The sequence below is a fragment of the Bradyrhizobium sp. AUGA SZCCT0160 genome, from assembly GCF_018130105.1.
In the GTDB taxonomy this organism is placed as follows: domain Bacteria; phylum Pseudomonadota; class Alphaproteobacteria; order Rhizobiales; family Xanthobacteraceae; genus Bradyrhizobium.
Genome location: NZ_JAFCMD010000019.1, coordinates 113,085 through 125,332 on the forward strand (window position 1 = coordinate 113,085; position 12,248 = coordinate 125,332).

A 12,248-nucleotide genomic window follows, 5' to 3' on the forward strand; every position below is an offset into this window, starting at 1 on the left:
TCCCCAAGACAGCGGGCGGAATCTAGCCGGGAGGGAGTTGAGACTTGGTGAACGGAAGGTTGAATTCGGGGGGTGGGATAACAACCGATCTATCGGTTTGTCGTCCCGGCCTTGAGCCGGGACCCATACGCCGCGGCGGTTGTGATTGTAGGAGGTGTCGGCCACCTTGCTTCAGCCGATAGCACAACGCGGTATGGGTCCCGGCTCAAAGCCGGGACGACGTGGATAGGGTTCGGCTAGGACCTGCGCGCCGCTTCCAGCGCCTGAGGGGTGTCGATATCGAGAAACGCGCTTTCGCCCTCGACCGGGACTTCGGCCACAGCCTCGGCGTGCTTGGCGATGAGGTGGCGGGCGCCGACGTCGCCATCCAGCGTCATCAATTCGCGGAAGAAACGCCGCGACCACAGCACCGGGTTGCCGCGCCGGCCGTCGCTGACCGGGACTGCGATCAGATGCCCCCGATCCGGCTCGAACGCCTCGATCAGCCGGTCGATCAGTTTGGCATCGATCAGCGGCATGTCGCCGAGGCACACCAGCGCGCCGTCGGCATTCGCGGGCACCGCCGCGATACCCGCTTTGACCGAGCTTGCAAGACCGCCGGCGAAATCCGGATTGCGCACGAATTTCACTCTCAAACCGGCCAGTGCCTGCTCGACCAGATCGGCCTGATGGCCGGTGACGACGATCACCTCCATCGCCTTCGAGGCCAGCGCGTGCTCGGTCACGGTCCGCACCAGCTTGTTGCCGTCGAGTTCGGCGAGCAGCTTGTTGGGTCCGCCCATCCGGGTCGAACGTCCCGCCGCCAGCACGATGGCCGCGACGTTGCGGCTGGCTTCGGTGTCGGCAACGGTGCGCGGCTGCGGTCTTGTGACGATTTCCATCAACAGGCCACCGACGCCCATGCCGGTGAGTTCGGCGCGCGTCACCTTCAGGCCTGCGAGCAGGCGCATCAGCACCCAGTCGAATCCGTTCTCGACCGGCGAGCGCGCGCAGCCCGGCGCGCCCAATACCGGCACGCCGCCGGCGCTGCCGATCAGCAGCAGATTGCCGGGATCGACCGGCATGCCGAAATGCTCGATCGCGCCGCCGATTTCAGTGATCGCGGCCGGGATCACGTCGCGGCGGTCCGCGATCGCGGATGCGCCGAAAACGATCACGAGTTCGGCGCCGAAACCGAGCAACTCCTTGATCGAGGCGGCGAGCACGGTCTCGTCATGCGGTACGCGCCGCTCGGCGATGATGCTGGCGCCCGCCGGCGCCAGGCGCTCGGCGGTGACGCGCAGCGTTTTCTCGATCACCTTCGGCGCCAGCCCCGGCAGCAGGGTCGAGACCACGCCGACGCGCTTGATGCTATAGGGCGCAATCCGCAGCGCGCCCTTGCCTGCGACGGCAACGGCGGCGTCGCGCAGTTTCGCTTCGACGCCGAATGGAATGAGCTTGACGGTCGCGATCATCTCGCCTTCGACCACCGGCTTGAAGGCGGCAAGGGTTGCAAAGGTAATGGCTTCATCGACGCCGTTGATGCGGTCGACCGCAGCGCGGTCGACCACCAGCACGCCGGCTTGGGCGGCGAACAGATTGGAACGGCCGGTAAAGGCGCGCTCGACATTGACGCCCTCGCCCGCCACCGCCTGCGCGATGCTGGCGGCCGCGACATCTTCGGAGACGTCGCCGTCTTCCAGTCGCACCACGACGATTTCCTTGACGCCGGCCCTGGTCAGCGCCTCGACTTCGCCAGGGCCAATCGTCGTGCCCTTCTTGAGCACCAGCGCGCCCTGGCGCAGCGTATGCACGGTGACGCCGCCAATCGCGTCGGCCGGACTGGCGGGGCCGAACTTCATGCCGCCTGCTCTTTCACATTTTCCTTCGGCAGCCGCAGTTCGGCGGTAATCTCGGCCATGATCGAGACCGCGATTTCCGACGGCGACACCGCGCCGATGTTCAGCCCGATCGGCGCATGGATGCGCGCGATGTCGGCATCGGACGCACCCTGCGCCTTCAACCGCTCGGCACGCTTGGCATGCGTCTTTCGCGAGCCGAGCGCGCCGATATAGAAGCAGTCGCGCGCAAAGGCATGCAGCAGCGCCGGGTCGTCGATCTTGGGATCGTGCGTGACCGCGACGAATGCCGTGTAGTGATCGACATTGAGCGGCGGCAGCGCCACGTCGGGCCATTCGGCGATCAAAGGCACATCCGGAAAACGCTCGGGGCTGGCGAACGCGGTACGCGGATCGACCACCGTGACATCATAATCCAGCGAACGCGCCAGAGGCGCCAGCGCCTGGCTGATATGGACCGCACCGACGATCACGAGCCGTGCGGTCGGTGCGTAGACATTGAGGAACAGCTTTTTGCCGGCAGCCTCGATCATGCCGCTCTTGCCCATGCGCAATTGCTTTGAAAGCTCGCCGCGCAGGGGATCGGTCGCGATGTCTTTTGCTTTTACGAGGCGCTGGTCGCCATTGGCGGTATCGGTGATCACGATCACCGGCCGCCGCGCGGCGCGCTCGATGTTCACTTCGGAAAGAGTTTGGAGCTTCACGACTGCGCTACCTTCTCGACGAAGACACGGATGGTGCCGCCGCAGCTTAGCCCGACATTCCAGGCGGTCTCGTCGGCCACGCCGAATTCCAGCATTTTGGGCTGGCCGCTCGCGATCACGTCGAGCGCCTCGGTGACGACAGCGCCTTCGACGCAGCCGCCTGACACCGAGCCCAGGAACGTGCCGTCGTCATTGATGACCAGGCTGGAGCCGGCCGGGCGCGGCGCCGAGCCCCAGGTTTCGACCACGGTCGCCAGGGCAACCCCATGACCGGCCTTTTGCCAGGCCTCGGCGGCCTGCAGGATGTCTTCGTCGCGATTGAGCATAGCGGGCCTCGTTTCAAGCTGCTGATCGGATCACGCTGCGATGATGGGGCGGAGGCGGCGCCGAAAGCGCCTCGATCAGCCCTTCCATTGAACTCAAATTATGCACCGGGCGGAATTCGTCAACGTGCGGCAGCATCATTTTGATGCCCTGCGCCTTGGCCTCGAACCCGCCATAGCGCAATAGCGGATTGAGCCAGATCAGGCGGCGGCAAGATCTATGCAGCCGGTCCATCTCGAACGCCAGCTTGTCGTCGGCCTCGCGCTCCAGCCCGTCCGAGATCAAGAGCACGATGGCGCCCTGCCCGAGCACGCGGCGACCCCACAATTTGTTGAACGAGTGCAGCGAGGTGGCAATGCGGGTGCCGCCGGCCCAGTCCTCGACCGAGGACGAGCAGCGCGCCAGCGCCTCGTCGGGATCGCGTGCCCGTAAGCTGCGCGTCACATTGGTCAGGCGGGTGCCGAACAGGAACACCGAGACGCGCTTGCGCGCATCCGTGATGGCATGGAGGAAATGCAGGAACAGGCGGGTATATTCGCTCATCGACCCGGAGATATCGAGCAGCGCCACGATCGGCGCCGGCTTGTCGATCCGCCCGAGCTTTCGGATGTCGATGATCTCGCCGCCGGTGCGCAACGAGCCGCGCAGCGTCCGGCGCATGTCGAGCTTGAGCCCGCGCGCGTCCGGCTGATAGCGGCGGGTGCGCAGCTCGGCTTGCGGCAATCGCATGTCCGCAATCGCGCGCGTCACTTCGGCGATCTCGGCCGCGCTCATCTGCGCAAAATCTTTCTTCTGCAGGATCTCCTTGTCGGAGACGGAGAGCCGCAGCTCCTGCTCCTGGGCCTGCGGGGCCTCCTCGCGCATCGAGGGTTGCGCCAAAGCCTCCTGCACACGCCGCGAGGCCGGCGGCGGTTTTTTCTTGGCGTGGTCCGGCAGCGGCACCGAATCCAGCATCGACTTCCACTCTTCGGCGGCGCGGAAGAACAGGTCGAAGGCCTGCTTGAAAATCAGCGCATGCTCGTGACGCTTGACGAAGATCGCTTCCAGCGTGGCGTAGACATCGGCGCGATTGCCGATCTCGATCACCTGCAGCGCGTTGAGCGCATCGATGACCGCACCCGGCCCGACCGGAATCCCGGCAGCGCGCAGCGCGCGGGCAAAGCCGATAACGTTGTCGGCCATTTGGCCGGTGGGCGGATTGAGGTGATCGATGGTTGTCATGGAACCAATCTCTATCGTCATTCCGGGGCGTGCCCTTGGCGCGAGCCCGGAATCCATTGAGCAGCGTGCGTGCTGACGAATGGATTGCGGGTTCACGCTTTGCGTGCCCCGGAATGACGGCTAGTCGCTCGTCGCTTCCTTCAAAACCTTTTGCAGCGTGTCGCCCTGCATCCGCGCGATGTCGTCCTGGTATTTCAGGAGCGCGCCCAGCGTGTCGCCGACGACTTGCGGCGTCAGCGAGCGGGCGTCGAGTTCGGTCAGCGCGGTGGCCCAGTCGATGGTCTCGGCGACGCCGGGCGACTTGTAGAAATCCTGATCGCGCAGCGCCTGCACGAAGCGCACCACCTGCTGCGAGAGCTTTGCGGAGATATCCGGCACGCGCGATTTGACGATCGCCAGCTCGCGCTCGGCATTGGGATAATCCACCCAATGATAGAGGCAGCGGCGCTTCAGCGCGTCGTGGATTTCGCGGGTGCGGTTCGAGGTGATGATCACGATCGGCGCTTGCGGCGCCTTCACGGTGCCGAATTCGGGAATCGTCACCTGGAAGTCCGAGAGGATTTCCAGAAGGTACGCCTCGAACGCCTCGTCGGCGCGGTCGAGTTCGTCGATCAACAACACCGGCGCGCCGGCCACATCGGGCTCCAGCGCCTGCAGCAGCGGCCGCTTGATCAGGAAGCGCTCGGCGAAAATATCGCTGGAAAGCTGGTCGCGGTCAGTGTCGCCGCCGGCTTCCGCGAGCCGGATCGCGATCATCTGCGCTGCGCTGTTCCACTCGTAGACCGCGGAGGCAACGTCGAGGCCTTCGTAGCACTGCAGACGGATCAGCTTGCGGCCAAGGGCGGCCGACAGCACCTTTGCGATTTCGGTCTTGCCGACGCCGGCCTCGCCTTCGAGGAACAGCGGTCGGCCCATCCGCAGCGACAGATAGGTCACCGTCGCCAGCGACCGCTCGGCGAGATAGCCGCGCGAGGTCAGCAACTCCTGCATCGCATCGACGGATTTCGGTAGCGCCGATGCACTCATGACAAAGCCAATCTTGCTGAGCCGGGAAACGGCAAACTTACTTCGCCGTCGCGGCTTCGACGGCGCGGCGCGTCAGTACGCCGATCAGATGCGCGCGATACTCGGCGCTGCCGTGCAGGTCGCTGTTCAGCCCTTCGGCCGGAACGGAAACGCCATCGAGCACCTTGTGCGAGAAGCGCTTCTTCAACGCCTCTTCGAACGGTTCGGCGCGGAATACGCCGTCCGAACCGGCACCGGTGACGGCGACGCGGACATCCGACGGACGCTTGGCGACGAACACACCGACCAACGCGTAGCGCGAGGCCTGGTTGCGGAATTTGATATAGGCCGCCTTCTTCGGCACCGGGAACATCACCTTGGTGATGATCTCGTCGCTCTCGAGCGCCGTCGTGAACAGGCCCTGGAAGAATTCTTCGGCCTTCAGCCGGCGCTTGTTGGTGACGATGGTGGCGCCGAGCGCCAGCACCGCGGCGGGATAATCCGCGGTCGGATCGTTGTTGGCGAGCGAACCGCCGATGGTGCCTTTGTGGCGCACCGCAGGATCGCCGATCATGCCGGCGAGTTCGGCCAGCGCCGGAATGGCTTCGCCGACGACGGCCGATGTCGCGACCGCGGCGTGCCTGGCGGTGGCGCCGATCACCAGCGAACGGCCCTTCATCTCGATGCCGTCGAGGCCATCGATATGGGAGAGATCGACCAGATGCGGCGGGCTCGCGAGCCGCTGCTTCATGACCGGCACCAGCGTGTGGCCGCCGGCGATCACCTTGGCGTCTTCGTTCTTCACCAGGAGATTGGCGGCCTGACGCACGGTCGCGGGGCGATGATATTTGAATTCGTACATGAGGACTTCCTGATCGCGGTCGCGATGAATTCGATGATGCGAGGCGGACTTAAGCCAGGTCGGATTTAAGCAAGGTCGGATTTGGCCATCGCCTTGGCGCCGGCGGCGATCGAGGTCACGATGTTCTGATAGCCGGTGCAGCGGCACAGATTGCCTTCGAGCTCTTCGCGAATGACGTGGTCCGAAAGGTCGTTGCCCTTGCGGTGCACCAAATCGACCGCGGTCATGATCATGCCGGGGGTGCAGAAGCCGCATTGCAGCCCGTGGTGCTCGCGGAAGGCTTCCTGCATCGGATGCAGCGGCGCGCCGTCGGCGGCCAGGCCCTCGATGGTCCGCACTTCATGGCCGTCGGCCATGACCGCCAGCGTGGTGCAGGCTTTGACCGCCTTGCCGTCGAGATGGACGACGCAGGCGCCGCACTGCGAGGTATCGCAGCCGACATGGGTGCCCGTCAGCCGCAGGTTTTCGCGGAGAAACTGGACCAGGAGGGTACGGGGGTCGACATTGGCGTTTACGGGATTGCCGTTCACGATCAGGGAAATCTTGGCCATCAGCACTCTCTTGAGCTGCACTGCCGCATATCGGCTGCGCAGGCGTTTAAAATCGTTCCAAGGCCATAATATGGGCCATCCCGGCAATGAGCAACCTTGGCAGTCACTCACTTCCGGCATGGCCAGATGCGGCTTAGCGGGACTCTTGACGGGATATTCGGGCTGGACTTGAGGCGGGAATCTTGGACGGGGCCAGGAGGCTGCCAAGCCTCAGCCTTGCACCGCCTTGGCGAAATTGGCGAAGAATTCGTCGGCCAGTTTCTTGGCCGAACCATTGATCAGGCGCTGTCCGAGCTGGGCCAGCTTGCCGCCGATCTGGGCCTCGACATTATAGCTCAGCAAGGTGCCGCCATCCTTTTCGGCCAGCGCCACCGTGGCGCCGCCCTTGGCGAAACCGGCCACGCCACCCTCGCCCTCGCCCGAGATCTTGTAGCCGTTGGGCGGGTCGAGATCGCTCAGCGTGACCTTGCCCTTGAAGCGGGCGGAGACTGGCCCGACCTTCATTTTCGCGGTGGCGCGGAAGCCATGCTCGTCGGTCTTTTCCAGCTCCTCGCAGCCGGGGATGCAGACCTTCAGCACTTCCGGATCGTTCAATTTGGCCCACACGGCCTCGCGCGACGCCGCAAGCTGGACTTCGCCGTTCATCGTCATGGCCATGGTGGTGTCTCCTGTAACGCTTCAAAACTGTTCTCCCAAGTAATGCACGGCCGCGCAGAAGGAAAGGCCGCCCTGGGACGACGAGCGATGCATATTCGCAAAGCCAAACAGGGATCGCCGCAATGCCGCAAATTTTGGCGGCCGGTGTTGTGACCGGGATACCGCCAACCGGGTTGGCAACGCCAACTTGGGATGGTTAGGTCCGCACAGATGAGCACATCCCTGTCCCCACTGCTTGCCCCGATGCTGTCGAGCGCCGCGATGCGCGCGGTGTGCGACGATGCCGCATGCCTGCAGAACATGCTGGATTTCGAGGCCGCGCTGGCCCGCGCCGAAGCCGCGATCGGCGTTATTCCGAGCCAAGCGGCGGGCCCGATCACGAGCGCCTGCAAAGCCGAATCATTCGACCTTGCGGCATTGGCCGAGGCGGCGACGCGGTCGGGCAATCTCGCGATCCCGCTGGTCAAGGCGCTGACGGCTGATGTGGCGAAGCTGGACGCCGACGCCGCGCGCTACGTGCATTGGGGTGCGACCAGCCAGGACGTGATCGATACCGGCGCCATGCTCGGCCTGCGCGCCGGCATCGATGCACTGCTCGCGGACACCGCCCGCGCCATCGCGGGCTTTGCCAAACTGGCGCGCCAGCACCGCAACACCGCCATGGTCGGCCGCACCTGGCTGCAGCATGCGCTGCCGATGCCGTTCGGGCTCAAGCTCGCCGAATATGCCGCGGCCCTGCACCGCTCGGAGAAGCGGCTGCGGCGATTGCGCAGCGAGACGCTGGCGCTGCAGTTCGGCGGCGCCGCCGGCACGCTCGCCGCGCTCGGCGACCGGGGATTGCTGGTCGCCGAAAAGCTGGCGCAGGAATTGAAACTGCCGCTGCCCGAGGCGCCCTGGCACACCCACCGCGACCGTATCGCGGAGGCCGCATCCGTGCTCGCCATTCTCGCCGGCACTTGCGGCAAAATCGCCCGCGATGTGTCCTTGATGATGCAGACCGACGTCGGCGAAGCCTTTGAGGCGTCAGGCGAAGGCCGCGGCGGCTCCTCCACCATGCCGCACAAGCGCAACCCCGTGGCGGCCGCGACCGCGCTCGCCGCCGCCACCATGGCGCCTAATCTGGCGGCGACGATTTTTGCCGCCCAGGTGCAGGACCACGAGCGCAGCGCCGGGCCCTGGCACGCGGAATGGCCGACCCTGCCGACCTTGCTGCTGGTCACCTCGGGAGCCCTTGCAGCCATCGTCGACATCGCCGAGGGGCTGGAAGTCGATGCCGTCAGGATGCGCGCCAATCTCGACGCCACCGATGGGCTGATCATGGCCGAAGCGGTGACGTTCGCGCTGGCCGAGAAAATCGGCAAGAGCGACGCACATCATCTGATCGAGGCGGCCAGCAAGAAAGCGGTCGCCGAAAAGAAGCATCTGCGCGACGTAATTGGCGCGGACTCAAATGTCACCGCGCAGCTCAGCACGGACACAATCGCAAAACTGTTCGAGCCGATGGCCTATCAGGGCGACTCGCAAGCCCTGATCGACCGCCTGCTCGCTTCACTGGACATTCAATAGATGTCATTGCCGGGCTTGACCCGGCAATCCATCTTCTTGAATAGAATCTTTTTGATGGATGCGCGGGTCGAGCCCGCGCATGACGAGGGAAAACACCATGCCGATGATCGACGCCGACGGCTGCCTGCTCAACGTTTCCGTCGAAGGCCGCGACGGCGGGCCGACGCTGATGCTGTCGAATTCGCTGGGCTCGACCATGCAGATGTGGGAGCCGCAGATGAAGGCGCTGACGGAGGTGTTTCGCGTCATCCGTTACGACCGGCGCGGCCACGGCAAATCCAGCGTGCCGCCCGGGCCCTATTCGATGGAGCGGTTCGGCCGCGACGTGCTGGCGATCCTCGACGATCTGAATATTGCCAAGACGCATTGGTGCGGGCTGTCGATGGGCGGCATGGTCGGGCAATGGCTGGGCGCCAATGCGCCGGAGAGATTCGGCAAACTCATCCTCGCCAATACCGCCTGCCACTATCCCGACCCGACCAACTGGCACAACCGCATCAAGGCGGTGAAGGAAGGCGGCATCGCCGCGGTCGCCGACACCGTGATCGGCGGCTGGCTGACGGCGGATTTTCGCGAGCGCGAGCCGCAGATCACCGCCAACATGAAGGCGATGATGCTGTCGACCCCGGTCGAGGGCTACCTCGCCTGCTGCGAGGCGCTGTCGACGCTGGATAACCGCGAGATGCTGCCGAAGATCAAGAGCCCGACCCTGGTGATTGCCGGACGCCACGACATGTCAACGCCGGTTGCGGCGGGTGAATTCATCCGCAGCCAGATTCCCGGCGCCAGCATGACGATTTTGGACGCCGCGCATATTTCCAATGTCGAGCAGCCGCACGCCTTCACCGACGCGGTGGTCGGCTTCCTGACGCAACGCTAACGATCGTCATCGCGAGCGCAGCGAAGCAATCCATACTTCCTTGGTTGCACGATGGATTGCTTCGCTGCGCTCGCAGGACGGAAGGAGACAGCAATGGACGACGACAAGCGCCGCGAGAATGGCATGACCCAGCGCCGAAAAGTGCTCGGCAATGAATGGGTCGACAAATCGATCAAGAACCGCAATGCGTTCAACAGCGATTTCCAGGACCTGATCACCCGCTATGCCTGGGGCGATATCTGGACCCGGCCGCATTTCGACCATCGCACCCGCCGCGTGCTGGTGATCGGCACGATGGTCGCGCTCGGGCAGTGGGATGAATTCCGCCTGCATGTGCGCGCGGCCCTCGCCGAAGGCGGCTTCACGCCTGACGATATCAAGGAGATCATCCTGCAGCAGGCGATCTATTGCGGCGTGCCCGCGGCCAACCACGCCGTCAAGGAAGCCGCAGGGATCGTCGCCGAACTAGGTCTGCTGAAGGGATAGCTCGCCCGCGGTAGCGCTCGTCTCCGCCGGCTTCTGCGCCGGCGCCTCGACCAGCATCACGATCACGGTGCCGAGCATCATCAACAGTTCGGCCGCATGCATCCGAAGGGCGGCGGTCTCACCGGCCTGCGACGCCATCAGCACGCCCGCAAAGCTGATAACGCTGCCGATCGCCAGCGCCATGCCGAGCGCCTCATTGCAGCCGCCACTCTTGCGGATCGCAGCGCGGGTCACGAACACCAGGAAGACCGCAAAGAACGCCACGACCGTCATCCGCCCCAGCGCCAACAGCCAGGCGAAACGCACGGTCGCCGCGCCCGCCAGTTGCAGATGATCGCTGACGAACAAAGCGAGCGAAATGTTGGGCCGGTCGTAGAGGCCGTGGATCGGCGAAACCATGATCTTGAACGCGATCAGGGTCCAGGCCGGAATGAAATACGCCGCCAGCAGCACGCCGCTGAGTGAACTGAGCCGCCAGTGTTTGGCCATGTCGCTTCCCGTTGGTCCCGCCGCGCTTCGAGGCGGCGGGCTGACGGCGACGTAACTCCCTTAAACGGCGAGCGGCAATTTAAACCCTTTGTTTACCTTAATTGGCCGGCGGCCGGCCCGGAGTACACCTGTTATTGCCGGGCTTGACCCGGCAATCCATCGCTCTTCAAAAAATGATGGACGCCCGGGTCAAGCCCGGGGGTGACGAGTAGACAACAGGGCCGGCCAAAGAAAAGCCCCGCCTGGGCGGGGCCTTCCTTACTTTCCTTACTTTCGAACTAGCGGTCCTGATCCGGCATCTCGCCGGGTCGCTCGCCCTGACGGCGGCTCGGATCCTGCTGCTGCTGACCGGGCTTTTGACCACCGCCCTGCTGCTGCTGGCCGGGCTTCTGACCCGGGTTCTGGTTCTGCTGGCCCGGCTTTTGGGTCGGGTTGTTCATATGGGAATCTCCCTCGTTGAACGTGGTCGTAGTCAACGAGAAAGTCGCGAGTTTGGTTGCCAGGGAACACCGGTTCCGGCGGGATGATTGCGCGGCAAAGCCGTGTTGGCATTGTGACCCAAGGAACTCCCTGGGAACCGGCAGTTCAAAACTAGCTCTGTACAAGCCCTTTAAGCCGCAGCCGCCACTGTTGCCGCCCCCGGTTCCAAACTGTAAGAAAACGATACGACGCATCGATCAAGGCTGCCGGTGGCCTCGGCGCGTTGACCTCTAGATACGGCAGCGCATGGATTATTTCGCCCAGCAACTGATCAACGGCCTCGTGCTCGGCTCGATCTACGGCCTGATCGCCATCGGCTACACCATGGTCTATGGCATTGTCGGCATGATCAATTTCGCCCATGGCGATATTTTCATGATCGGCGGCTTCATTGCCCTGATCACGTTCTTGATCCTGGTTTCGTTCGGCCTGACCGCGATCCCCCTGATCCTGCTGGTCGTGCTGTTGGTATCGATGGCGATCACCGCGCTGTATGGCTGGACGGTGGAGCGCATCGCCTACCGGCCGCTGCGGCATTCGTTCCGCCTCGCCCCGATGCTGTCAGCCATCGGTATGTCATTCGTGCTGACCAATTATTCCCAAGTCGCGCAGGGCGCGCGTGTCAAACCGGTGCCGCCGATCATCACCGGCGGCTACACGCTGCATGAGGGCGCCGGCGGCTTCGTGGTGCAATTGTCCAACATCCAGATCATCGTCGTGATCACGACCGTCGTCTTGCTCGCGCTGTTCACCTGGCTGGTATCGAGCACGCGGCTCGGCCGCGACATGCGCGCCTGCGAGCAGGACCAGACCATGGCCTCGCTGCTCGGCGTCGACGTCGACCGCACCATCTCCATGACCTTCGTGATCGGCGCGGCGCTCGCCGCGGTCGCCGGCATGATGTACCTGCTCTATTACGGCCTGGTCGATTTCTTCATGGGCTTCGTCGCCGGCATCAAGGCGTTCACCGCCGCCGTGCTCGGCGGCATCGGCTCGCTGCCCGGCGCGATGCTGGGCGGACTGCTGATCGGGCTGATCGAGACGCTATGGTCGGCCTACTTCTCGGTCGAATACAAGGACGTCGCGGCGTTCTCGATCCTGATCGTCGTCCTGATCTTCCTTCCGACCGGCCTGCTCGGCCGGCCTGAAGTCGAAAAAGTCTGACGGGCCGCCGCGTGAGCGCAA

14 protein-coding genes are annotated in these 12,248 nt (G+C 64.4%); 4 read left to right on the forward strand and 10 right to left on the reverse strand.

Features of this window, described 5'->3' with window-relative positions:
- Positions 1-236: 236 nt before the first annotated feature.
- The 8 genes from JQ558_RS26835 to JQ558_RS26870 all read right to left on the reverse strand — a co-directional run bounded on the left by JQ558_RS26835 (position 237) and on the right by JQ558_RS26870 (position 7,162).
- Positions 237-1,841 carry an NTP transferase domain-containing protein gene (locus tag JQ558_RS26835; RefSeq protein ID WP_212295664.1) on the reverse strand — a complete coding sequence of 535 codons (1,605 nt, stop codon included), beginning with the start codon at positions 1,839-1,841 and terminating at the stop codon, positions 237-239.
- A complete protein-coding gene (locus JQ558_RS26840) occupies positions 1,838-2,542 on the reverse strand; it encodes an XdhC family protein (RefSeq protein WP_212295665.1) in 705 nt (234 codons plus the stop codon). The genes JQ558_RS26835 and JQ558_RS26840 overlap by 4 nt, the downstream gene beginning before the upstream one ends.
- Complete coding sequence (locus tag JQ558_RS26845; RefSeq protein ID WP_212036957.1) at positions 2,539-2,868, reverse strand: XdhC family protein; 330 nt, start codon at positions 2,866-2,868, stop codon at positions 2,539-2,541. The genes JQ558_RS26840 and JQ558_RS26845 overlap by 4 nt, the downstream gene beginning before the upstream one ends.
- 13 nt (positions 2,869-2,881) lie before the next feature.
- On the reverse strand, positions 2,882-4,087 hold the full coding sequence (locus JQ558_RS26850; RefSeq protein ID WP_212295666.1) for a VWA domain-containing protein: 1,206 nt from the start codon (positions 4,085-4,087) through the stop codon (positions 2,882-2,884).
- A gap of 120 nt (positions 4,088-4,207) precedes the next feature.
- Positions 4,208-5,113 (reverse strand): MoxR family ATPase, encoded by a 906-nt coding sequence (locus JQ558_RS26855; protein ID WP_192734113.1) that lies wholly within the window; start codon positions 5,111-5,113, stop codon positions 4,208-4,210.
- 37 nt (positions 5,114-5,150) lie between these two features.
- Positions 5,151-5,954, reverse strand: coding sequence for a xanthine dehydrogenase family protein subunit M (locus tag JQ558_RS26860; protein WP_212274357.1), 804 nt, complete (start codon positions 5,952-5,954; stop codon positions 5,151-5,153).
- A gap of 65 nt (positions 5,955-6,019) precedes the next feature.
- Positions 6,020-6,505 carry a (2Fe-2S)-binding protein gene (locus tag JQ558_RS26865; RefSeq protein WP_212295667.1) on the reverse strand — a complete coding sequence of 162 codons (486 nt, stop codon included), beginning with the start codon at positions 6,503-6,505 and terminating at the stop codon, positions 6,020-6,022.
- A 210-nt stretch (positions 6,506-6,715) separates the two neighbouring features.
- Positions 6,716-7,162: a carbon monoxide dehydrogenase subunit G gene (locus JQ558_RS26870; RefSeq protein ID WP_212204615.1), complete on the reverse strand. Its 447-nt coding sequence runs from the start codon at positions 7,160-7,162 to the stop codon at positions 6,716-6,718.
- A gap of 210 nt (positions 7,163-7,372) precedes the next feature.
- On the opposite strand from JQ558_RS26870, the gene JQ558_RS26875 reads away from it, so the two are divergent.
- From JQ558_RS26875 to JQ558_RS26885, 3 genes are all read left to right on the forward strand, one after another.
- Positions 7,373-8,728, forward strand: coding sequence for a 3-carboxy-cis,cis-muconate cycloisomerase (locus tag JQ558_RS26875; RefSeq protein WP_212295668.1), 1,356 nt, complete (start codon positions 7,373-7,375; stop codon positions 8,726-8,728).
- Between the two features lie 97 nt (positions 8,729-8,825).
- Complete coding sequence (pcaD, locus tag JQ558_RS26880; RefSeq protein ID WP_212204613.1) at positions 8,826-9,608, forward strand: 3-oxoadipate enol-lactonase; 783 nt, start codon at positions 8,826-8,828, stop codon at positions 9,606-9,608.
- A gap of 93 nt (positions 9,609-9,701) precedes the next feature.
- On the forward strand, positions 9,702-10,094 hold the full coding sequence (locus JQ558_RS26885; RefSeq protein ID WP_212295669.1) for a carboxymuconolactone decarboxylase family protein: 393 nt from the start codon (positions 9,702-9,704) through the stop codon (positions 10,092-10,094).
- On the opposite strand, the gene JQ558_RS26890 is transcribed toward JQ558_RS26885, so the two are convergent.
- Both JQ558_RS26890 and JQ558_RS26895 read right to left on the reverse strand, forming a co-directional pair.
- On the reverse strand, positions 10,074-10,583 hold the full coding sequence (locus JQ558_RS26890; RefSeq protein ID WP_212295670.1) for a hypothetical protein: 510 nt from the start codon (positions 10,581-10,583) through the stop codon (positions 10,074-10,076). The genes JQ558_RS26885 and JQ558_RS26890 overlap by 21 nt on opposite strands.
- 278 nt (positions 10,584-10,861) lie before the next feature.
- A complete protein-coding gene (locus JQ558_RS26895) occupies positions 10,862-11,023 on the reverse strand; it encodes a hypothetical protein (RefSeq protein WP_212204606.1) in 162 nt (53 codons plus the stop codon).
- Between the two features lie 286 nt (positions 11,024-11,309).
- On the opposite strand from JQ558_RS26895, the gene JQ558_RS26900 reads away from it, so the two are divergent.
- A complete protein-coding gene (locus JQ558_RS26900; protein ID WP_057853065.1) occupies positions 11,310-12,227 on the forward strand; it encodes an ABC transporter permease subunit in 918 nt (305 codons plus the stop codon).
- Positions 12,228-12,248 lie beyond the last annotated feature (21 nt).